The sequence below is a fragment of the Glycomyces sp. NPDC047010 genome (assembly GCF_040644205.1).
Taxonomy (GTDB): Bacteria; Actinomycetota; Actinomycetes; order Mycobacteriales; family Micromonosporaceae; genus Glycomyces.
The window spans coordinates 343625-365529 of the sequence record NZ_JBEYVY010000003.1; the positions used below are offsets into that span (position 1 = coordinate 343625).

Genomic DNA, 21905 nt, shown 5'->3' on the forward strand with positions numbered 1-21905 from the left:
GTTACGTCTGGAACACGTTCTCCACCCCGCCGCCTCTTGTGCGATGTGTGTCGCCCATCATATGTTGCAGTCAACAACAAATCTCGGAGGTACCTCTCATGCACTCCACCAGCAGCCCGCTCCGACTCCTCGCCGCGCTGGGCGCGGCGGCCCTGGCCCTGACCGCGGCCGCCTGCGGCTCCGGCGACGACGGCGCCGGGGGCGACGGCGACACCCCGCTCATCGGCGTCATCCTCCCCGACTCCGCCTCGTCCGACCGGTGGGAGACCGCTGACCGCAAGTACCTCGAAGAGGCGTTCGAGGCGGCCGGGGTCGACTACGACATCCAGAACGCCCAGGGCAGCCGCGAGGACTTCCAGACCATCGCGGACCAGATGCTCACCAACGGCGTGGACGTCCTCGTCACCGTGAACCTCGACTCCGGCACCGGCAAGACGGTCATCGAGAAGGCCAAGTCCCAGGGCGTGGCCACCATCGACTACGACCGCCTCACCGAGGACGGCGGCGCGGACTACTACGTCAGCTTCGACAACGAGCAGGTCGGCGTCCTCCAGGGCCAGGGCCTCGTCACGTGCCTCGAAGGCGCCGCGGGCCCCTCCCTCATCGCCGAGCTGAACGGCTCCCCCACCGACAACAACGCGACCCTGTTCAAGAACGGGTACGACTCGGTCCTCGACCCGCTGTACGCCGACGGGACCTTCGAGAAGGGCCCCGACGAGTGGGTCCCCGACTGGGACAACGCCCAGGGCGGCACGCTGTTCGAGCAGATGCTCACCGACACCGGCGCCGAGATCGACGGGGTGCTGGCCGCCAACGACGGCCTCGCCCACGCCGTGATCACCGTCCTCCAGCGCAACAACCTGAACGGCACCGTGCCGGTCACCGGCCAGGACGCCACCGTCCAGGGGCTCCAGAACATCCTCACCGGCGACCAGTGCATGACCGTCTACAAGCCCATCCAGCAGGAAGCGTCCAGCGCGGCCGAGCTCGCGGTGGCCCTCGCGAACGGCGAGAAGCCCGAGACCGACGCCTCGGTCGTCGACCCGGTGTCCGGGAACGACGTGCCCGCGGTGCTGCTCGAACCCATCTCGGTCACGGTCGAGAACATCCAGACCGTCGTCGACGAGGGCTTCGCCGACGCGGCGGAGCTGTGCGCCGGCGACTACGCGGCCCTGTGCACCGAGCACGGGATCGGTTAAAGGAGAAGAATACGGTGCTGCTCGAACTCACCGGCATCTCGAAGCGCTTCGGACCGGTGGAGGTCCTCTCCGACGTCGATCTCGCGATCGACGCCGGAGAGGTCTGCGCCCTGGTCGGCGACAACGGCGCAGGGAAGTCCACTCTGGTCAAATGCGTGGCCGGGATCCACAGCGTCGACGGCGGCGAGGTCCGCGTCGACGGGGAGCCCCGGACCATCTCCGGGCCGCGCGACGCCGCGGGCCTCGGGATCGAGGTCGTCTACCAGGACCTCGCCCTGTGCGACAACCTCGACGTCGTCGAGAACCTCTTCCTCGGGCGCGAGAAGCTCCGGGGCATCGTCCTCGACGACGACGCGATGGAGCAGCTCGCCGCCGAGACCCTCTCCTCGCTCGCGGTGCGCACCATCCGCAACCTCCGCCAGCCCGTCGCGAGCCTCTCGGGCGGGCAGCGCCAGACCGTCGCCATCGCCAAGGCGGTCCTGTGGAACTCGCGGCTGGTCATCCTCGACGAGCCGACCGCCGCGCTCGGCGTGGCCCAGACCCGCCAGGTCCTCGAACTCATCCGGCGCCTCGCCGACCAGGGCCTGGCCGTCCTCTACATCTCCCACAACCTCAACGACGTGTTCGCCGTGGCCGACCGGATCGCCGCGCTCTACCTGGGGCGCATGGCCGCCGTGCTCGACGCGGCCGACACCACGCAGTCGCAGGTCGTCGAGTTGATCACCAGCGGCCGCTCCGGCCAGCTGGGCCTGACCGACCAGAACGGAGCCCGGCCGTGACCACCCCTGTGCTTCCGAACGACGCCGACACCCCGCAGGCGGCCCCGCCCGCCCCCGGCGCGGTGCAGGCCGTCGTCGACCACGCGAAGGACTACTGGGCGAACGTCCGGTCCGGCGAGGTCGGGGCGCTCCCGGCGGTCGCCGGGATCATCGCGCTGTGCGTGTTCTTCGGGCTGTCGAAGCCCGTGTTCCTGTCCGTGGGGAACCTCGCGAACCTGTTCGGGCAGGGCGCGGCCGTCGCGTGCATCGCGATGGGCCTGGTGTTCGTGCTCATCCTCGGCGAGATCGACCTGTCCGCGGGCTTCGCGTCGGGCGTGTGCGCCTCCGTGATGGCCGTGATCCTCACCGACTGGGGGATGCCCTGGCCGCTGGCGATCGGCGCGGCGCTCGCCACCGGCGTCGTCATCGGGCTGGTGCTCGGGACGCTCGTGGTGAAGCTCGGCATCCCTTCCTTCGTGGTCACCTTGGCGGCGTTCCTGGCGTTCCAGGGGATCGTGCTGATGATCCTCGACGAGGGCAGCAACATCTCCATCAACGACGAGACCGTCAAGACCATCGCGGGCGGCAACCTGGAGCGGTGGCAGGGCTGGGCGCTCCTGGCCGTCACCGCGGCCGCCTACGGCGCCATACAGATACAGCGGTGGCGGCGGCGCATCGCGCGGTCGCTCGTGCACGAGCCGCTCGCGGTCGTGCTCGCGCGGATCGGGGCGCTCACGGCGCTCCTGGCCGCGGGCGTGTTCCTGCTCAACCTGGAGCGCTCGGCGAACCCGCAGATCATCTCCCTCACCGGCGTGCCCGTCGTCGTGGTGATCCTCGGCGGCCTGTTCGCGGTGTGGACGTTCATCCTGCACCGCACCAGGTTCGGGCGCCACCTCTACGCGGTCGGCGGGAACCCGGAGGCGGCCGTGCGCGCCGGGGTCAACGTGGACCGCGTGCGGATCGCCGCGTTCGTCATCTGCTCGGGCATGGCCGCGGTCGGCGGCGTCGTCGCCGCATCCCGTGCGGCCTCGGTGGATCCCAACACCGGAGGGTCCAATGTGCTGCTGCTTTCGGTCGGGGCGGCGGTGATCGGCGGTGCTAGCCTCTTCGGAGGCAAGGGCACGGTGCGGGCTGCCCTCCTGGGAGGAGCGGTGGTGGCGATCATCAACAACGGCATGGGGCTCATGGGCCTCAGCGCCGGGGTGCGGTTCGGCGTCACCGGTGCGGTCCTGCTCCTCGCGGCGGGCGTCGACGCCATGTCGCGGGGCCGGGGCAAGCTCTTCGGCAGGCACTGACCGGTGGCCCGGACCGGGACCGAGGAGCTGCGGCGACGCAACCGCGCAGCGCTCGTCGAGCAGCTCCACCGGCACGGTCCCCAGACCCGCGCCGAACTCACCGAGGCCCTCGGGCTCAACCGGTCGACGATCGGCGCGCTCGCGGCGGACCTCGCCGAGTCGGGGCACCTCCACGAGACGACGGGGCGGTCGACCGGCTCGGCCGGCCGGCCCTCCACCCTCGTGGAGTGCGTCCCCAAGGCCGCCACCGTGACCGCCGTCGAGATCCGCGCCGACCGGGTGCGGTTCGCGCTCGTCGGCCTCGGCGGCGAAGTCCTCGAACGCGCCGAGACCGAACTCGACGGCACCGACCCCGTGGAGGCCGTCGCGGTCGTCACCGGCGGGACCGCCCGCGACGCCCTCGAAGCGGTCGCGGCCGTCCCGGGCCTCGTCGACGCCGGCGTCGTCGCCCACTCCACCGAGCTCGGCTGGGCCGGGCGCGACCTGGCCGCCGACCTCGCGTCGGCGACCGGCCGCGCCTGGCAGGTCGTGGACACCGCGACCGCCGCCGCGGTCGGCGAGTGGTCCCGCGGCGACGCCCACGAGTCCGTGAAGCTCCTGTACCTGCACGGCGGCCGCGGCCTCACCGCGGGCCTGGTCGCCGACGGCCGCGCCCAGCGCGGCGGCTCGATCCAGCTGGGGCACATCGTGGTCCAGCCCGGCGGGCGCGAATGCGCGTGCGGCCTGCGCGGGTGCCTGGAGGCCGAGATGGAGGTGTTCGGGTACGCGGAGGACATCGAGCACGCCACCGCCGCCGCCGGCATGGGCGACGCCCTCGCCCGCGACGGCCTCCGCCGCTCCGGCGAGGACCTGGGCCGCGCCCTCGGCGCCGTCGTCACGGCCACCGGCCCCGACGAGATCCTTTTCGGCGGCTGGCTCCGCGAGCTCTACCTCTCCGCGGCGGCCCCCGTCCGCTCCGCCCTCGCCGAGACCACCCTCCCCCACCTCCGCTCCCGCCTCCGCCTCCGCACCCCCGTCCTCGGAGACGAAGGCGCCCTCATCGGAGCATCGGAGACAGGCTTCGCAGCGGTCATTGACGGCATGCGCTGAGGCAGGCTGGTACGTTTTTCCGTACATGTCGTGTACCATGTAAAGTCCCACTGCTGCGAGAGGAGGCGGCCCGATGACCATCACAGCCAGTGAGGCCCGGAGGGATCTGTTCCCGCTCATCAAGAAGGTCAACGACGACCACGCCCCCGTCCGCATCGCCTCGAAGGCCGGCAACGCCGTCCTGATGTCCGAAGAGGACTACGAAGCGTGGCAGGAGACGATGTTCCTGCTCCGGTCGCGCCGCAACGCCGAGCGCCTGATGAAGTCCATCGCCGAGATGGACGCCGGGGGCGGCACCGTCCGCGACCTCATCGAAGTCGAGGACGACTGAGTGAAGACGGTCTTCTCCGAGGCTGGCTGGGAGGACTACACCTTCTGGGCCGAGACCGACCGCAAGCTCGTCAAGCGGATCAACCGCCTGGTCGAGGAAATCAAGCGCGAGCCGTTCACGGGCATCGGGAAACCCGAGCCGCTGAAGGGCCCGCTGTCCGGCTGGTGGTCGCGCCGGATCGACGACGAGCACCGCCTCGTCTACCGGGTCCGGGACGACACGCTGGAGATCATCCAGGCCCGCGGCCGCTACGACGCCTGACGGCGTCCGCATTCTGGCTGGCCCGCCAGGACTCGAACCTGAAACGACTGAACCAAAATCAGTAGTGTTGCCGATTACACCACGGGCCAATGGCCGCACGGGGCGGCCGGAACAAGGATATCGCTATTGGTCGGGCCACACGTGGCCGGGCATGTACGCGATCACGTCGTGGAGGAAGTCGGCGCGCACGGGCACCTCGGCGACCCGCAGCGGGCCCTCGCTGCACGCCATGATCCACGGGCCCTCCAGGCGCCAGCCGGTGGTGAGCGCGCGGGCGTCGGCCATGAGCCACTCCATCAGGCGCGGGTGGATCACGTCGTAGGCGAAGCGGGGGTCCGGCGATCCGACCACGTACCGGTCGTTGAACGCCTGATGCTCGAACTCGACCCGTTTGCTCAGCAGCCACGCCTGGGTGCCCAGGGGCGCGACGTCGAGGACCGGGAACGATCCGCGCACGCCGACCGCGACCAGCGACACCACCCTCTCGGTCTGGCGGTCGCGGACGAAGACGTCGACGACCGTGGTGTACCGGAACGTGTAGCACAGCAGCGGCTTGCCGCGGTAGTACCCGCGCGTCACGTGCGTGAACCGCTCGCTGAGCGTGCCGCTGAACGGCGGCCACTGCGACAGGCGCAGCACCATGCGGTCCTCCCGCAGGTAGTGCAGCCCGTACACCGCGGCCCACTCCGCGTTGGGATCGCCTTTGGCACGCTGCACGGTGTCCGCCTTGAGGAGCAGGACCGCGCCGATCACCGCCCCCGCGGCCACGATCACGAACAGCGCGAAGACCACCACCAGTCCGGCCAAGGGGTCCTCCAAAAGGCGCGGGCCGCGCCGGATGGCGCGGCCCTTGCAGCTAGCTGTTCGACCAGACGTGTCTGGGCACCTGGGCGTAGATGTCGACGAGGAAGTCGGCGTAGAAGAAGACCTCGTCGAGCTTGAGGGCGCCGGAGCGGAAGGTCATGAGCCACGGGCCCTCGAAGCGCCACTGGTAGGAGCGGGCGCGCTGGTCGGCGAGCATCCACTCCATGGTGCGGGCGTGGATCACGTCGTAGGCGAAGCGGCGGTTCGGGGACTTGATGCGGAAGAAGTCGTTGAACGCCTGGTTCTCGAAGTCGATGTCCTTCGCGAACCGCTTCGTCAGGAAGTTCTCCTGGCTGATGTCCAGCAGCGGCCGGGTCGTGGGCAGGCCGATCGCGACGATCTGGTTGGTGTGGGTCTGCTGCTCCTTGCCGGAGCCCGTCGTGTACTGGTACTGGAAGAACACGATGTGGGAGCCCTTGTACATCCCCCGGAACACGTCGATGCCCTTGCGGGAGTGCCCGTTGTTGAACGGGTCCTCGCTGGAGAGGCCGACCACGGAGTTGTCGGACGGCTCGTACGTGAAGCCGTACTGGGCCGCCCAGGCCCGGTACATCGCGATCTTCTTCTGGCGGGCGCGCCAGCCGAAGTAGGCGATGGCGGCGACGATCACGCCGCAGACGACGTAGATCACCCAGTTGCTGCTGTCCACGGGGCGCATTCCTTCTTACGGTGTGCCGGGGTCGCTCGGGGCTCTCGGCGGGGCAGGGGGGATCGGGGCGGCGGGCTACCGGCCGTAGGGCTGCTGGCCGTACCCGGGCTGCTGGGGCTGCTGGGGCTGCTGCGGGTAGCCGGGCTGGCCGTAGCCCTGCTGGGGCTGGCCGTACCCGGGCGGGGGCTGCTGCCCGTAGCCCGGTTGCTGCGGCTGCTGGCCGTACCCGGGCTGCTGCATCGGCTGCTGGTAGCCGGGCTGCTGGCCGTAACCGGGCTGCTGGGGCTGGCCGTAGCCGGGGAGCTGGCCGGGCGCGGGCTGCGGCGGCATCTGCTGCTGCTGGGGCTGCTGCATGAAGCCGGGCTGGCCCATCTCGCGGAGCTTCGGGGCGGTGCGGGCCTCGGGCGTGTCCAGCTCGAAGTACTCCTCGGGCGTGAAGCCGCCCATCTTCGCGGAGATCGAGCCGGGGAAGACCTGGAGCGCGGTGTTGTACTCGCGCACGTTCGCGTTGTAGAACCGGCGCGGGGCGGCGATGCGGTTCTCGGTCTCGGCCATCTCCGTCTGGAGCTGGAGGAAGTTCTGGTTGGTCTGGAGCGCGGGGTACGCCTCCTGCATGTGGATGACGCCGCGGATCGCGTTCCCGAGCTGGCCCTCGACCTGGCCCTGCACGCCGTGCCCGGCGTTCGGGTCCTGCCGGGCCTGCATCGCGGCCGAGCGGGCCTCGGCGACCTGGCGGAGCGTGGCGTTCTCGGCGCCCGCGGCCTGCTGCACGATGTACATCAGGTTGTCGAGCAGGTCGTACCGGCGCTGGAGCTCCACGTCGATCTGCGCCCAGGACTCCTGGGTGATGTTCCGCAGGCGGACCAGCTTGTTGCGGCCGCCGATGACGGCGAACAGCACGATCAGGCCGATCAGCAGAACGAGGATCAGGATCCAGACGATTGGGTTGTCCATAGTCCGTGAGCCTAGTCCATCTGTGCCAGCGGGAGGGCACCCCCGAGGGGGCCCTCCCGCGTACAGAGACGGTGGTCAATGGTCAGGAATGGGCGTGCTCCACGACCGCGGCGAGCTCGGCGGCGACCGACTGCGCGACGGGCTCCTCCGACGCCTCGACCATGACCCGCACGAGCGGCTCGGTCCCGGAGGGCCGCAGCAGGACCCGGCCGTCGGCGCCGAGCTTCGCCTGCCACAGCGCGACCGCGCTCTTGACGTCCTCGTGGTCGATCACCGACTTGTCGGCGACCCGCACGTTCAGCAGCACCTGCGGCGCGGGCGTGAACACCGACGCGAGGTCCTTCAGGGTCCGCCCCGTCGCGGCCATGCGCGCGAGCAGCATGATCGCGGTCAGCGAGCCGTCCCCGGTGGTCGCGTGGTCGGACATGATGATGTGCCCGGACTGCTCGCCGCCGAGGGAGAACCCGCCCTCGGCGAGGCGCTCCAGGACGTACCGGTCCCCCACCTTCGTGGTCTCCAGCTCGATCCCGGCCTCGCCCATGGCCTGGTGCAGGCCGAGGTTGCTCATGACGGTGGTCACGAGGACGCCCCCGCGGAGGTTCCCCGCGTCGCGCATCGCCAGCGCGAGGATCGCCATGATGGCGTCCCCGTCGACGGTGTTCCCCTCGGCGTCGACGGCGAGGCAGCGGTCGGCGTCGCCGTCGAGGGCGATCCCGGCGTCGGCCCCGTGCGCGACGACGGCGGCGCGCAGGCCGTCCATGTGCGTGGACCCGCAGTCCTCGTTGATGTTGAGGCCGTTGGGGTCGGCGTTGATCGTGACGACCTCGGCGCCCGCGCGGCGGAGGGCCTCGGGGGCCGCGCCGGTGGCGGCGCCGTTGGCGGGGTCGACGACGACCTTGATGCCGGTGAGCGGGTTCGGGCACACGGCCACGAGGTGCTCGATGTAGGACTCGACGGGGTCGACGGAGCGGGCGATGCGGCCGACGCCCTCGCCCTGCGGGAGGGGGGCGGGGTCGTCCATGGCGGCTTCGATGGCGTCCTCGACGTCGTCGGGGAGTTTGCGCCCGCCCGTGGCGAAGAACTTGATGCCGTTGTCGGGCATGGGGTTGTGGGAGGCGGAGACCATGACGCCGAAGTCGGCGCCGGTCAGCGCGGTGAGGTGTGCGACGGCGGGCGTGGGAAGGATGCCCAGGTCGATGACCTTGGCTCCGGCGGCGGCGAGGCCGGCGGCGCTGGCGGCGGCGAGCATCTCGCCGGAGGCGCGGGGGTCGCGGCCGATCACGGCGACGGTGCGCCTGCCGGTGGCGCCGAGGACGCGGGCGGCGGCGATGCTGAGGCGGAGTGCCAGGTCGGGCGTGAGGTCGGCGTTCGCCCGCCCCCGTACGCCGTCGGTGCCGAACAGTCGTGACACGGTGTGGCTTCCCATCTTGGTGCCGGGCGCGGCGTCCGCGGGCCTCTCGCGTGCCCTGCGGAGCGGGACCGGACCGGTCGGTCGGTGGCAGCGCCGGTTCGGCCTGCCGGGTGGCATGGAAAAAGGGGCCGCCGAGGATGTCCTCCTCGGCAGCCCCGTCGCTTGTGCAGACTAGCGCGTCCCCCGGCCGGGTGGTCTCACGGCTCGTGAGCTTCGCCCCGGCCGGGCGGTGCGTGCTAGCGCTTCGAGTACTGCGGCGCCTTGCGGGCCTTCTTGAGGCCGTACTTCTTCGATTCCTTCTCGCGGGCGTCGCGGGTCAGGAAGCCGGCGGCCTTGAGGGCCGGGCGCATGTTCGGGTCGACCTCCAGCAGGGCGCGGGCGATGCCGAGGCGCAGGGCGCCGGCCTGGCCGGTGGCGCCGCCGCCGTGGATGTTGACGAGGACGTCGAAGTTGTCGCCGGCCTCGACGGTCACGAAGGGCTCCGCGACGGTCTGCTGGTGGACCTTGGACGGGAAGTAGTCCTCAAGGCTCTTGCCGTTGACGACGTACTTGCCGGTGCCCGGGACCAGGCGGACGCGGGCGATGGCGCGCTTGCGGCGGCCCACGGTCTGGATCGGGCGGTCGATCGGGATCGCGGGGATGCTGGGCACGGACGGCGCGGCGGCGACGTCGGCGGGGACCTCGACCGGGACCTCGACGGCCTCAGGGGTCTCAGCGACCTCGACGACCTCGGCGGTCTCGGTCTCGGGCTCAGCGGCGGGGGCCTCGACGGCCTCGGTCTCGACGGCCTCGGTGGCCTGGATCTCGTCACTCATGTGTCTGCTCCTGACCGCGCGCTACTGCGCGACCTTCGTGATCTCGTACGGCTTCGGCTGCTGGGCGGCGTGCGGGTGGCCGGGGCCCGCGTAGACCTTCAGCTTCTTGAACACGCTGCGGCCGAGCTTGGTCTTCGGCAGCATGCCGATGACGGCCTTCTCGACCACCTTCGTCGGGGCCTTCTCCATCAGCTCGGCGTAGGACTTCTCCTTGAGACCGCCCGGGTAGCCGGAGTGGCGGATCGCCTTCTTGGTCTGGAGCTTGTTGCGGGTCAGCACGACCTTCTCGGCGTTGACCACGATGACGTAGTCGCCGGTGTCTGCGTTCGGGGTGAACGTCGGCTTGTGCTTGCCGCGGAGCAGTTCGGCCGTGTGCGTCGCGAGACGACCCAACACCACGTCGGTCGCGTCGATCACGAGCCACTGCGGGTCGAGGTCACCCGCTTTGGGAGTGTACGTCGGCACAGTGTTACCTAGCTTTCGTTGTCGGTGTGGAACGAATCCCGCAGATGAGGGCGGGACCGCCTGAATCCCCGCGGCCGCGATGCGGCGCGCGCCGGCCGTTCGACGGCCGTCCGGGATTCGTTGGACAGCGCCCCCGCTGGGGGCACTCGAACAACAGCTGCCAAGTCTACGCGGTGGTGGCGGCCCCCTTGAAGGCGGCCGCCGTGACCTCGGATACAGCTCCTCGTCGGCGCTGCCGGTCGGCGCTACTGGTCGACCACGGGCAGGTAGACGCGGCCCCCGGAGGCGGCGAACTCCTCGCTCTTGCCGGCCATGCCCTTCGCCGCGTACTCCTTCAGTTCCTGGGAGATCTTCATGGAGCAGAACTTGGGGCCGCACATGGAGCAGAAGTGGGCGGTCTTCGCGGGTTCGGCGGGGAGGGTCTCGTCGTGGTACTCGCGGGCGCGGTCGGGGTCGAGGGCCAGGTTGAACTGGTCCTGCCAGCGGAACTCGAAGCGGGCCTTGGAGAGGGCGTCGTCCCATGCCTGGGCCTGCGGGTGGCCTTTGGCGAGGTCGGCGGCGTGGGCGGCGATCTTGTAGGCGATGACGCCCTCCTTGACGTCGTCGCGGTTCGGGAGGCCGAGGTGCTCCTTGGGGGTCACGTAGCAGAGCATCGCGGTGCCGAACCAGCCGATCATGGCGGCGCCGATCGCAGAGGTGATGTGGTCGTAGGCGGGCGCGATGTCGGTGGTGAGCGGCCCGAGCGTGTAGAACGGGGCCTCGCCGCAGATCTCCTGCTGGAGGTCGACGTTCTCCTTGATCTTGTGCATGGGGACGTGCCCGGGGCCCTCGACCATGACCTGCACGTCGTACTCCCACGCGATGTGGGTGAGCTCGCCGAGGGTGCGCAGCTCGGCGAACTGGGCCTCGTCGTTGGCGTCGGCGATGGACCCGGGGCGCAGGCCGTCGCCGAGAGAGAACGCGATGTCGTACTCGGCGAAGATCTCGCACAGCTCGCGGAAGTGCTCGTACAGGAAGTTCTCCCGGTGGTGCGCGAGGCACCACGCGGCCATGATCGACCCGCCGCGCGAGACGATTCCGGTGACGCGCTCGGCGGCGAGGGGCACGTACCGCAGGAGGACCCCGGCGTGGACGGTCATGTAGTCGACGCCCTGCTCGGCCTGCTCGATGATGGTGTCGCGGTAGACCTCCCACGTGAGCTTGACCGGGTCGCCGTTGACCTTTTCGAGGGCCTGGTAGAGCGGGACGGTGCCGATGGGGACCGGGGAGTTGCGCATGATGTGCTCGCGGGTCTCGTGGATGTGCTTCCCGGTGGAGAGGTCCATCACGGTGTCGGCGCCCCATTTGACGGCCCAGGTGAGCTTCTCGACCTCGGCGGCGATGGAGTCGGAGACGGCGGAGGTCCCGATGTTCGCGTTGATCTTGGTGAGGAAGTTCTTCCCGATGACCATCGGCTCGGTCTCGGCGTGGTTGACGTTCGCGGGCAGGATCGCCCGCCCGGCGGCGATCTCGGCCCGCACGAACTCGGCGTCGAGGCCCTCCCGGATCGCGACGAACTCCATCTCGGGGGTGACGACGCCCTGCTTCGCGTGGTGGAGCTGCGTCCGGCAGGGCAGCTCGCGGCCGCCGACCTCGACGGTCTCCCCGGCCCCGTGCCGCTCGGCGATCCAGTGCGCCCGCAGCTGCGGCAGCCCGACCTCCGGCTCCGACCCGGGCCCCGACGTGTCGTACAACCGCACGGGAGCCTCCCCGCCGCTCAGCGCCACCTCGGTGAACGGAACCCGCACACCCGCCCGCGCCCCTTCGACGTACACCTTGCTCCTGCCGTTCATGCTCTCTCCTCAGTGATCTCGATCAACCGACCCGCGGCCCGGCCGCGAACTGTCGTACCTGCAATGCAGGGTTTGAACCGGGGGCCCGAATTTCCCGATTCGGGCGATGCTTGTGCTGCCCGCCTTCCGCCGCTCGCCGGGCGCTGTCGTACCCCCGTGCCAGGGTTTTGACCGGGGGCCCGTGATTTCGGATCCGGGCGGTGCTTGGTGTGCCTGCGATTTGCCATGCCGTTCAGAGGGCCGCGCTCTTGCGGCCGTGATGATGGTGGACCGGCCCGGGGCCAGTGCCCAAGTGCCAGTCGGCGGCCGCTTTGAGGGCCTCGGTGACGTAGACCTTGGCGCCCGCGACCGCCTGCGCGAGCGGGTGGCCGAGGGCGAGGCGCGCGGCGATCGCCGAGGCGAGGGTGCAGCCGGTGCCGTGGTCGTTGCGGGTGGCGACGCGCGGGGCGGCCAGATCGAGCATCTGCCCGTCGCACCACAGCACGTCGACGGCCGTGTCGCCGCCTTTGAGGTGTCCGCCTTTGACCAGCACGGCCCGCGGCCCGTAGGTCGCCAGCGCGCGGGCGGCCTCGCGCATGTCCTCGACCGAGGCGATGGCGCGCCCCAGTAGCAGTTGCGCCTCGATCAGGTTGGGGGTCAGGACCGTCGCGAGCGGCCCGAGCCCGCCGAGGTATGCGGCCGGGTCCCCGGCGTACAGGGAGTCGCCGGTGGTGGTGACCATGACCGGGTCGACGACGAGGTTCGGCAGCCGGTCGTCCCGTCCGTATTCGGCCACGAGCTCCAGGAGCCGGACCCCGCCGAGCATCCCGGTCTTGGCGGCGGCAACAGGGAAGTCAGCGAGGACCGCGTCGAGCTGGGCCCGGACGAGTGCCTCGGAGACCGCTTCGGCGGCGGTGACGCCGCGAGTGTTCTGGGCGGTGACCGCGGTGAGGACGCTGGTGCCGTGGACGCCGTGCGCGGCGAACGTGTGCAGGTCGGCCTGGATGCCGGCGCCGCCGCCGGAGTCCGATCCGGCGATGGTGAGGGCGACGGGCGGCTGCGGGTGGGCGCGGTTCACAGGTCGGCCATCCCTTCAAAGGCTGTGGACGCTTTCGCCAAGTGCCGCTTGGGGATGCGTCCGGCGAGGCGGGCGGCGCGCCCGGCGTTGACGGCGTCGCGCATGGCGGCGGCCATGAGCGCGGGGTCGGCGGCGCGGGTGACGGCGGTGGCGAGGAGAACCGCGGCGCAGCCGAGTTCCATTGCCTGGGCGGCGTCGGAGGCGGTGCCGATACCGGCGTCGCAGATGACGGGGACGACGGCGTTGTCGCAGATGAGCGCCAGGTTGTGGGGGTTGCGGACGCCGAGCCCGGTGCCGATGGGCGCGGCGAGGGGCATGACGGCGGCGCATCCGGCGTCTTCGAGGCGGCGGGCGAGGACCGGGTCGTCGCTGGTGTACGGGAGGACCGTGAACCCGTCGCGGACGAGGGTCTCGGCAGCGTCGAGGAGTTCGACGGGGTCGGGCAGGAGCGTGTCCTCGTCGCCGATCACTTCGAGTTTGATCCACTCGGTGCCGAACGCCTCGCGGGCGAGATGCGCGGTGCGCACGGCCTGCTCGGCGGTAAAGCAGCCCGCGGTGTTGGGGAGGACGCCGACGCCGCACTGCTCGATGACGTCGAGCACGGACCCGGACGCGCCGGGGTCGACGCGCCTGAGCGCCACGGTGACCAGTTCGGTCCCGGAGGCGGTGATGGCCTCGGCGAGCTGCACGTGGCTGGCGGCGCCGCCGGTCCCGAGGATGAGCCGGGACCCGAAGGTCCGCCCGGCGATGGTGAACGCGGTGTCGCGTTTTCTGAGCACAGTGGACATTGTCAGCCTCCTTGCGTGGCGGTCAGGACTTCGACGGCGTCCCCGTCGGCGAGCGCCCGGTCCCACTCCGACCTGGGCACCACTTCCCCGTTGACGGCCGCGGCGATCCCCCGCCGCGCCTCGGTCACGGCCGCCACCGCATCGGCGACGGTCGCGACCCCTTCTCGCACTTCCCCATTGACGACGACGCTCACGTTTCCTCCCGCTCACTCGGACTGTCGGACCCTTCAGGCACTGTTGATTCGGGGGCGCCCGGATTCGCCGGACGCCCGGGCTGAAGGCTGCCCTCGAACCGCGCCGGGTCGAAGGCCGCGATCGACGCCAGGGTTTCGCCGCCGAGGACCGCGGCGACCGCGTCGGCGGTGGCCGGGATCAGGGCGATGCCGTTGCGGTAGTGACCGGTCGCGGCGACCAGGCCCGGGGCGAGGCGGCCGATGATCGGGAGGTTGTCGGGGGTGCCGGGGCGGAAGCCGACGGTCACCTCACCGAGGTGGTACTCCGCGATCTCGGGCACGAGCGCGATCGACCACCGCAGCAGATCGTGGACCGCTCCGGCGGTGCCGGTGGTGCGGTCGAAGCCGCGCTCGTCGCTCGTCGCGCCCACCACGACCTCGCCGTTCTCGCGGGTCACGATGTACACCGACTGGCCTTTCACGTAGCCGCGCACTGTGGTCCGCGGCACGGCCTGCCCCGCGGCGGCGCGCAGCCGCAGCACGACCCCGCGGACCGGCCGCACCGGCAGCCCGAATCGCGCCGAGCCGCAGCCCGCCGCGATGGCGACCTCGTCGACCCCGAACAACCTGGGGTCCACGGCCTGGTCGGCCCCGAACGCCCCGAGGTTCGCAGACTGGTCGGCGCCGAACGCCCCGCGGCCCGCGACTTGGTCCGCGCCGAGCGCCCGGAGGTCGGCGACCTCGACCGCCTCAAACTCGACGCCAGCGCGTTCGGCCGCGACGAGCAGCGCCGCATGCACAGCACGCGGATCGACAGCCCGGTCCTCGGTCGCGAGCACCCCGGCCCGGACCCGGTGGCTCAGCAGCGGCTCGGCCTTCCGGATCGACCGTCCCGCAAGGACTTCGACGCCGCGGCCGGTCTCGCGGTACAGCGCGGTCTGCCGCTCGACCTCAGCGCGGTCACCGTCCTCGATGCCCACGACCACCGTGGGGACGTCCCGGAACCCGACCGGCAGCCCGGAGGCCGCTTCGAGCTCGCTGGCGAACGCAGGCCAGGCGTCGGCCGACGCGGCCATGAACGGCGTCAGCGCCGCCTCCCCGTAATGCGACTCGGTGACGGGCGCGATCATCCCGGCGGCGACACGGGACGCCCCCGACCCGGGCTCCGGGTCGTACACGACGACCTCCGCCCCGGCCTGCGCCGCCCGCCACGCGACGGCGAGCCCGATCGAGCCGCCACCGACGACGGCCACGCGCATCAGCCCGCGCCCGTCCCTCGCAGGGGGTCGAGTAGTCGATCAGGCTCCGGCGACGGCGATTCCTGATGGCGCGCAGTGTCATCGGACCCGACCGGGCGCGCAGCCTCGCCGCGCCGAGCATCAGCGGCGCCGATAGCGACGGCAGGGCCGGTGGTCCCGAACGCGACGGCGGGGTCGGTCGCGGGGTCGACGGTGGGCGAAGCCGCCAGGTCACTCGCGGAGCCGCCCGTTTCCGGCACGCCCGCCGAACGGCGCCCGGCCCCGAAGGCCACGGGCCGCCAAGCGGCCCGATCGCCTGCGCCGGTGCCCATTCCGTCCGGCCGCTCGTCGGGCGTCTCGCCCACGGCCGCAAGCAGTTCCGCCGTAGCAGCGGCGGGGTCCTCCGCGGCTGCGACCGCGCCGACCACCGCAACCCCGTGCGCCCCGGCCTCCCTGCACAGGGCCGCGCGCTCCGCCGTGATGCCGCCGATCGCGATCACCGGGAGGTCCACGGCCGCGCACACCGCGGCCAGGCCCGCGAGGCCGATCGGCTGCGGCAGGCCGGTTTTCGTGGTGGTCCCCCATACCGGGCCGACGCCCAGGTAGTCCGCACCGGCCCGCCGGGCCGCGCGCGCGGATTCGGGGTCGCGGCACGTCCCGCCGATGATCGCCGCGGGCAGCAGCCGCCGGGCGGCGTCGAGCGGGAGGTCGTCCGCACCGAGGTGCACGCCGTCGGCGCCGACGGCCTGGGCGATGTGGACGCGGTCGTTGACCAGGCATACAGCCCCGTACGCGTCGCACAGGTCCGCGACGGCGGCGGCGAGGTCGAAGGCGGCCCGATCGGTGTAGTGGTCCTCGGGGCGGACCTGGATCAGGCGGGCCCCGGCCGCCAGCGCGGCGGCGACGGCTTCGAGCGGGTCGCGCCGGCGCGCAGCCGCTTCGGAGCCGGGTACGCCCGCCTCGGCGGGGGCAACCCGGAGCGGTTCGCGCTGCGGCGCACCTGCTTCGGAGATCCGGCCCCCCGCGACAGAGTCGCGGGTGTCGGTGATGACGTGCAGTCGGGGTAGGCGAATGGCTCGCATAGGCTCCTTCTCCCTGCGCCAGCATGACCTGGATCAGGTTCGACGGTCGGGACTACCAAGTCCCCTCTCAGCCCGATGCATCGGACTCCCGCGGGTTTCGTCGTTCGGCGGTCACGCTACGCCATCGCGAGCGGTTTTCGCAACCGGTGTGTCAGCAAGCGGACACGGCGGTTCGCGGGTCCGCGGGGCTGTCGCCATTGCCCTCCGCGGCCCGTTTGAGGCCGGTTTTGCACCTGTGACCTGGGGCTTGACCTCCAGCCCCGAAGGGTCTTACGATGACCCGCACCCATACTACAACGTTGTAAAGAACGGGAGCTCCTCATGCGACACCCCTATCCCCTCGACCTCCGGAGAGGGGGCGCCCTCCTCCTCGCGGCGGTCCTCCTCCTCACCGCCGCCGTGGCCGCGTCCCTCGCGTGGGCCGCTCCCGCCTCGGCCGTCACCACCGGGAACGGCGCGCTGGTGTACTCGCCCGCGGCCGGCAGCTCGTTCAACCCCGAGGGCGGCACGCCCGCCGGGACCACCTACGCCAAGATCATCGTGCTCAAGAACAGCGGCAGTTCCAATGGCACGCAACTGGTCACGTACGACCAGCTGGTCCTCCAGAACGGCGACCAGGTCTACCCGATCTACCGCAGCACCAACGACGGCGCCAGCTGGACCCACGTCGCCGACGTGAACCCGAGCGACACGTTCCCGGCGCTGACCCGCACCGCGCAGCCGTTCCTGTTCGAGGTCACCGAGACCACCGGGAACCTGACGGCGGGCACGATCCTCCTGGCGGGCATGGTCATGCCCGAGGACCGGTCCACCAGCCGCCTGGTCGTCTACAAGAGCACCAACCAGGGCACCAGCTGGAGCTACCTGTCCACCATCGACACCGGCGGCCCCGCGGTCTACGACCCGACCCCGTCGTCGACGACCACGACCGTGTGGGAGCCCTCGCTCGCGATCGACGCGAACGGCGGCCTGGTCGCGTACTACTCCGACGAGCGCCAGAAGGCGAACGGCGTCCTCCAGGCGGTCTCCTACCGCCGCTCCACCGACGGCGGCCAGACCTGGGGCTCCCTCGTCAACGTCTCGGCGCCGACCAACCAGAGCGACCGGCCCGGCATGATCACGGTGACCGAGCTGCCCAACGGCACCTACATGGCGACCTTCGAGGTCGTCAACCGCCCCAGCCAGTCCAACAACACCGCGCCGGTCTACTACAAGATCTCCGCGGACGGCCTGAACTGGGGCTCGACCACGAGCATCGGCACGCCGATCCAGCTCGCGAACGGCCGCGGCATCGGCTCCTCCCCGTACGTGAAGTGGGTGCCGAGCGGCGGCCCGAAGGGGATGGTCGTGGTGGCCTCGAAGTGGTCGCTCGACGCGAGCGGCAACATCGACGGCGGCCAGAACTTCTACGTCAACTACAACCTCGGCGAGGGCCCCTGGGAGCGCCTGCCGATGGCGGTCACCTACGACGCCACCGACACTCAGGGCGGGAACTTCTCCGGCTTCGCCCAGGGCATCGACTACGGCGCCGACGGCCGCACCCTCTACCAGGCCGTGAACGTCGAGAACACGGCCACGGACCTGAACGACATCCGCGTGGGCTCGGTCCCGCTCGACGCCCTCCAGTACGAGGCCGAGAACGCGACCCTGAACAGCGTCTCCACGGTCACCCACGTGCAGGCGTCGAACGGGTCGAAGATCGGCAACATCAACGACACCGGCGACTACGTCGAGTTCACCGTGAACGTTCCCGCCGCGGGCACTTACACGATGAACGTCCGCTACGACAACGGCTACGGCTCGACCGCGACCCACTCGGTCAGCGTCAACGGCGGCACGGCCTCCTCGATCAGCTACCCGGTCACCGTGGACTGGGGCCGGTTCGGTTGGGCCCAGAAGTCCGTCACCTTGAACGCGGGCGTCAACACGATCCGGTTCACCAAGGCCACGAACTTCGCCGAGCTCGACGTGATCCACCTGTACCGCAGCACCGCGCTCGACCCGGTCTTCCAGGTCCAGAACCGCAACAGCGGCAAGTACCTCGAGGTCGTCAGCGCGTTGACGACGGACGGTGCGGCCGTGGGCCAGTGGGGCGACACGAACCATGCGACCCAGCGGTGGACCGTCACCGGCGGCGCCACGGTCCAGTTCGCCAACCAGAACAGCGGCAAGCTCCTGGAGATCCCCTCGGCGCAGACCGCCGACGGTGTCGACGCCGTCCAGTGGGGCTCGACCGGCCACGCGACCCAGTCGTGGACGGCCGCGACCAGCGGCGGCTACTGGACGTTCGCGAACGCCAACAGCGGCAAGCTTCTTGAGATCGACGGCTGCTCGACGGCAGATGGTGCAGTCGCGCAGCAGTACACCGCCAACGGCGCGGCCTGCCAGCAGTGGCGGCTCGTGAAGGAGGGCATCCAGTAAGCAGGGCGGTGGGGCGCCTTGGGCGCCCCGCCGGTCCCTTTGCTTTCAAAGCAAAGGAAGTTTCCGGCATGGCTTTGCTTTGAAAGCAAAATAGTTCTTGAGGCAGGGTGCTTTTGCTTTCAAAGCAAAGGCACCCCGTTCCGCTACGCCTCGGCCCGGTCCACCCGCAGGACCCGGTAGCCCCTCGCGCTCGCGTGCTTGTCCACGGTCCAGCCGCGTTCGGTGAGCCAGCGCGCGAGGGAGTCGGCGCCGAGGTGCTTGGAGACGACGAGCCAGGCGACGCCGCCGTCCTTGAGGCGCGGGAGCCAGGTGTCGAGGAGGTCGTGGAGCGCGTCCTTGCCGACCTTGATGGGCGGGTTGGACCAGATCTCGTCGAAGCGCAGGTCCGCGGGGACCTCCTCGGGGACGGCGACGTGCACGGTGCCCGGGGCCTGCTCGGTGTTGCGGCGGGTCAGGTCCAGGGCGCGGCGGTTGACGTCGACGGCCCAGACCTCGGCGTCGTCGCGCTGCGCGAGCACTTTGGTGATGGGCCCGTAGCCGCAGCCGAGGTCGAGGAAGACGCCGGCGGCCTCGGGCAGGACGACCTTGTGCAGGAGCACGCTCGTGCCGGGGTCGAGGCGGCCGCCGGAGAAGACGCCGGTGGAGGTTGTCAGCTCGTATTCGACGCCGTCGAGGTCGAACGCGATGGTGCGCTCGCGGTCGTCGACGGCGGGCTGCTCGCTGAAGTAGTGCTCGGGCTGGTCGGCTGGGCCATTGGACATGCGGACCATTGTCGCCTGCCGGGGCGGGGTGCGGCGGCGGGACCGGCTGGCGGGGAACCGCGGGTCACACGTGTCACCCGGGGAGATGAACCGGGCTCGCGCCGTCCATCTCCAGGGGGAACGATTCGCCGTTTCGCCCCCGTGCGGGGCTAAGCTGCCAACATGGCACATGGCCCGTCCCCCTTCGGGGTCCCGCAGCAGGCGGGACAAGGGAACCAGCACGAACCGGGATTCGACTGGGATCGGTACGACGAGCGCGCGCAGATGAACGCGCCCACCGTCCGCCTCAGTCCGGAGGAGCGCGCGCAGCTCGAACTCGACGCGACGCGCTCCCCGGAGGAGGAGATGGAGGCGCACCTGGAGAGCATCCACGCTTCGCGCCCCCTGCGCCGCGCCGCCCAGCGCGCGCGGCGCCGCACGAAGTGGTGGCTGGTGGCGCTCGCGGTGGTGAGCGGCCTGGCGGTCGCGGCGGCGTGCACGGCGGGCGCGTTCATCGTGCTCCGCGAGGGCGAGCAGGACCCGGCGGCGCAGAACGCAGGGGCCGACGACGACCAGGAGTCCTCAGTGGATGACGCGTCGGAGGCGCCCGAGGTCGTCGACCCGATCGCGAGCCGCGAGACCGACGCCGCCCCGTTCACCGCGGAGGAGCTGTTCGGCACCGGGCCGCTCGCGCCCGCCGGGGCGGCCGGCACCTACGAGGTGCTCCAGGCCGAGGAGCTGTCCGACTGCGCCGAGGCCGGGCTCGACGAGCTCGCCGACCTCCTCGCCGACGCCGACTGCACGCAGGCCGCGCGCGCCACGATCGTCAACCCCGACGGCGAGTACGCCGCCACCGCGGGGGTCCTCAACCTCGCCACCGCCGAAGAGGCCGAAGCGCTCCGGGCCGCCATCGCGAGCGACCTCGACGGCGGGTTCGCAGTACTGCGCACCGACGGCGACGCCGAGGAGCTCGGCCGCGCCGACACCCAGCTGGGCTACAACACGTACGGGCACTACCTGATGTACGTCGTCATCGGTCGCACCGACGGCGAGGCGCTGACGGAGGCGAACGACGCGGTGCGCACCGTCGTCGGCGACGTGCTCGACATCTGGTTCGTGGACCAGTTGAGCCCCCGCCGCGAAGTCCAGTAAGGATTATTCAATGACGCCGCCCGGCCGTCGGCCGGGCGGCGCCGTCGTGTCCGGCTCGTGAACATTCGCCCGAAACCCTTGCCTGAGCCCATGATCCCATGTTTACATCGAAGCAGGCAAATGCACCCGATTCCCCGTCTGCCTGCCCCGCAACCGGTTCCCCATCGCCGTTCCCCCCATCACCTTCCCCCATCGCCTCAGGAGTCCCACATGTCTTCCTGGTCCCAGCTCACCCGCCGCGCCACGGCCGCGTTCGCCGCCGCCGCGCTGGCGCTGCTCGGCCTCCTCGCGGTCGACGCCGCCCCGGCCGAGGCCGTCCGCCCGCCGGGCATCCCCTCCACCGCGACCGCGCAGTCCGAACTGAACGCGCTCACCGTCGCGGCCGAGTCCCACGGCTCCACCTACGACCGGGACCTGTTCCCGCACTGGAAGTCCGTGTCCGGCTCGGGCGGCTGCACCGCCCGCCAGTACATCCTCAAGCGCGACGGCCAGAACGTCGTCACCAGCGACGGCTGCCAGCCGACCTCCGGCAACTGGCAGTCCGACTTCGACAACACCTGGACCACCACGGTCTCCAACGCCACCATCGACCACGTCGTCGCGCTCTCCGAGGCGTGGGCGTCGGGCGCGTGGGCGTGGACGACCGCCGAGCGCCAGGCGTTCGCGAACGACATCAACTCGCCGCAGCTGTGGATCGCCACGACCTCGGCGAACTCCTCGAAGAGCGACTACGACCCCGCGGAGTGGATGCCCTCCAACAGCTCCGTGCGCTGCGACTACGTCAAGGCGTGGACGCACGTCAAGTACCTGTACGACCTGACGATCGACTCCGCCGAGAAGACCGCCATCCAGTCGCACCTGACGAACTACTGCGGCTCCTCCGGCGGCGACCCGACCGGCTGCTCCGGCTCGAACACCACCGCCGGGACGATCACCGAGGGCGGCACGATCACCCGCGCGATCTCCCTGAGCTGCAGCGGTTCCGCCTCGTCCACCAGCTCGGTGACGGTGAGCATCACCCACCCGTACTACGGCGACATCCAGGTGCAGCTCCAGGCGCCCGACGGGACGGTCCGCACCGTCCAGGCGTCGAGCTCGGCCACCGGCAACTTCGGGAGCCGCAGCTACAGCCTCAACCTGTCGAGCGAGGCGAGGTCCGGCACCTGGACGCTCCTGGTGACCGACACCTACTCGGGCGGCTCGACCGGCACGTTCAACTCCTGGTCGCTGAGCATCTAAGCACTCCCCCGCGGTCCCCCAGGGCTCGCGCGGAGGGCCGGGCGCACCGCGCGCCCGGCCCTCCATTCCATCCACCGCGGAATCAAGTATGT

Annotated in this window: 21 protein-coding genes, 1 tRNA gene, 1 pseudogene and 1 riboswitch; of the genes and pseudogenes, 9 read left to right on the plus strand and 14 right to left on the minus strand. The window is 71.1% G+C overall.

The annotated features are described in order from the left end of the window. Nucleotides 1-98: 98 nt before the first annotated feature. The 6 genes from AB0A65_RS08010 (at nt 99) to AB0A65_RS08035 (ending at nt 4933) form a co-directional block, all read left to right on the plus strand. Nucleotides 99-1199 carry a substrate-binding domain-containing protein gene (locus AB0A65_RS08010; protein ID WP_359948095.1) on the plus strand — a complete coding sequence of 367 codons (1101 nt, stop codon included), beginning with the start codon at nt 99-101 and terminating at the stop codon, nt 1197-1199. A gap of 17 nt (nt 1200-1216) precedes the next feature. Then, nucleotides 1217-1978, plus strand: coding sequence for an ATP-binding cassette domain-containing protein (locus tag AB0A65_RS08015; RefSeq protein WP_359948702.1), 762 nt, complete (start codon nt 1217-1219; stop codon nt 1976-1978). Between the two features lie 62 nt (nt 1979-2040). Beyond that, nucleotides 2041-3252, plus strand: a complete 1212-nt coding sequence (locus AB0A65_RS08020) for an ABC transporter permease (protein ID WP_359948705.1) — start codon at nt 2041-2043, stop codon at nt 3250-3252. 3 nt (nt 3253-3255) lie between these two features. Then, nucleotides 3256-4341, plus strand: coding sequence for an ROK family protein (locus tag AB0A65_RS08025; RefSeq protein ID WP_359948098.1), 1086 nt, complete (start codon nt 3256-3258; stop codon nt 4339-4341). A 73-nt stretch (nt 4342-4414) separates the two neighbouring features. Continuing rightward, nucleotides 4415-4672, plus strand: coding sequence for a type II toxin-antitoxin system prevent-host-death family antitoxin (locus AB0A65_RS08030; RefSeq protein WP_359948101.1), 258 nt, complete (start codon nt 4415-4417; stop codon nt 4670-4672). After that, complete coding sequence (locus AB0A65_RS08035) at nt 4673-4933, plus strand: Txe/YoeB family addiction module toxin (RefSeq protein ID WP_359948104.1); 261 nt, start codon at nt 4673-4675, stop codon at nt 4931-4933. It begins immediately after the preceding gene. A 14-nt stretch (nt 4934-4947) separates the two neighbouring features. Here the strand turns inward: AB0A65_RS08035 and AB0A65_RS08040 are convergent. The 13 genes and pseudogenes from AB0A65_RS08040 to thiE all read right to left on the minus strand — a co-directional run. Next, nucleotides 4948-5022, minus strand: a tRNA-Gln gene (locus AB0A65_RS08040). 34 nt (nt 5023-5056) lie between these two features. After that, nucleotides 5057-5740, minus strand: a complete 684-nt coding sequence (locus AB0A65_RS08045; RefSeq protein ID WP_359948107.1) for a hypothetical protein — start codon at nt 5738-5740, stop codon at nt 5057-5059. 49 nt (nt 5741-5789) lie between these two features. Next, complete coding sequence (locus AB0A65_RS08050) at nt 5790-6446, minus strand: hypothetical protein (RefSeq protein WP_359948110.1); 657 nt, start codon at nt 6444-6446, stop codon at nt 5790-5792. Nucleotides 6447-6521: 75 nt separating this feature from the next. After that, complete coding sequence (locus AB0A65_RS08055) at nt 6522-7400, minus strand: LemA family protein (RefSeq protein ID WP_359948113.1); 879 nt, start codon at nt 7398-7400, stop codon at nt 6522-6524. Between the two features lie 82 nt (nt 7401-7482). Then, on the minus strand, nt 7483-8811 hold the full coding sequence (gene glmM / locus AB0A65_RS08060; RefSeq protein WP_359948116.1) for a phosphoglucosamine mutase: 1329 nt from the start codon (nt 8809-8811) through the stop codon (nt 7483-7485). A gap of 236 nt (nt 8812-9047) precedes the next feature. Continuing rightward, nucleotides 9048-9626 carry a 30S ribosomal protein S9 gene (rpsI, locus tag AB0A65_RS08065; protein WP_359948119.1) on the minus strand — a complete coding sequence of 193 codons (579 nt, stop codon included), beginning with the start codon at nt 9624-9626 and terminating at the stop codon, nt 9048-9050. 21 nt (nt 9627-9647) lie between these two features. Continuing rightward, the gene (rplM, locus tag AB0A65_RS08070; RefSeq protein ID WP_091053344.1) at nt 9648-10091 is read right to left on the minus strand and encodes a 50S ribosomal protein L13; all 444 of its coding nucleotides are present in this window, start codon (nt 10089-10091) and stop codon (nt 9648-9650) included. A 245-nt stretch (nt 10092-10336) separates the two neighbouring features. Beyond that, nucleotides 10337-11923, minus strand: a complete 1587-nt coding sequence (thiC, locus tag AB0A65_RS08075) for a phosphomethylpyrimidine synthase ThiC (protein ID WP_359948123.1) — start codon at nt 11921-11923, stop codon at nt 10337-10339. 232 nt (nt 11924-12155) lie between these two features. Beyond that, on the minus strand, nt 12156-12980 hold the full coding sequence (gene thiD, locus AB0A65_RS08080) for a bifunctional hydroxymethylpyrimidine kinase/phosphomethylpyrimidine kinase (protein ID WP_359948126.1): 825 nt from the start codon (nt 12978-12980) through the stop codon (nt 12156-12158). Then, on the minus strand, nt 12977-13768 hold the full coding sequence (locus AB0A65_RS08085; protein WP_359948129.1) for a thiazole synthase: 792 nt from the start codon (nt 13766-13768) through the stop codon (nt 12977-12979). Before AB0A65_RS08085 ends, thiD begins: the two co-directional genes overlap by 4 nt. A gap of 2 nt (nt 13769-13770) precedes the next feature. Continuing rightward, the gene (gene thiS, locus AB0A65_RS08090; protein WP_359948132.1) at nt 13771-13962 is read right to left on the minus strand and encodes a sulfur carrier protein ThiS; all 192 of its coding nucleotides are present in this window, start codon (nt 13960-13962) and stop codon (nt 13771-13773) included. Further along, nucleotides 13959-15200 (minus strand): glycine oxidase ThiO, encoded by a 1242-nt coding sequence (thiO, locus tag AB0A65_RS08095; RefSeq protein ID WP_359948135.1) that lies wholly within the window; start codon nt 15198-15200, stop codon nt 13959-13961. The genes thiS and thiO overlap by 4 nt, the downstream gene beginning before the upstream one ends. Before the next feature lie 341 nt (nt 15201-15541). Continuing rightward, nucleotides 15542-16102, minus strand: a pseudogene (gene thiE, locus AB0A65_RS08100) (thiamine phosphate synthase); the annotation flags it as partial. 152 nt (nt 16103-16254) lie between these two features. Further along, a riboswitch (TPP riboswitch) is annotated at nt 16255-16361 on the minus strand. A gap of 221 nt (nt 16362-16582) precedes the next feature. On the opposite strand from thiE, the gene AB0A65_RS08105 reads away from it, so the two are divergent. Then, on the plus strand, nt 16583-18682 hold the full coding sequence (locus AB0A65_RS08105; protein WP_359948138.1) for an RICIN domain-containing protein: 2100 nt from the start codon (nt 16583-16585) through the stop codon (nt 18680-18682). A gap of 143 nt (nt 18683-18825) precedes the next feature. Here AB0A65_RS08105 and AB0A65_RS08110 read toward each other — a convergent pair whose 3' ends face one another. Continuing rightward, the gene (locus AB0A65_RS08110; RefSeq protein ID WP_359948141.1) at nt 18826-19443 is read right to left on the minus strand and encodes a methyltransferase; all 618 of its coding nucleotides are present in this window, start codon (nt 19441-19443) and stop codon (nt 18826-18828) included. A gap of 162 nt (nt 19444-19605) precedes the next feature. Between AB0A65_RS08110 and AB0A65_RS08115 the strand changes: the two genes are divergently transcribed. Then, nucleotides 19606-20574, plus strand: coding sequence for a hypothetical protein (locus AB0A65_RS08115; RefSeq protein ID WP_359948144.1), 969 nt, complete (start codon nt 19606-19608; stop codon nt 20572-20574). A gap of 210 nt (nt 20575-20784) precedes the next feature. Continuing rightward, nucleotides 20785-21813, plus strand: a complete 1029-nt coding sequence (locus AB0A65_RS08120) for a proprotein convertase P-domain-containing protein (RefSeq protein WP_359948146.1) — start codon at nt 20785-20787, stop codon at nt 21811-21813. The last annotated feature ends 92 nt before the right edge of the window (nt 21814-21905 follow it).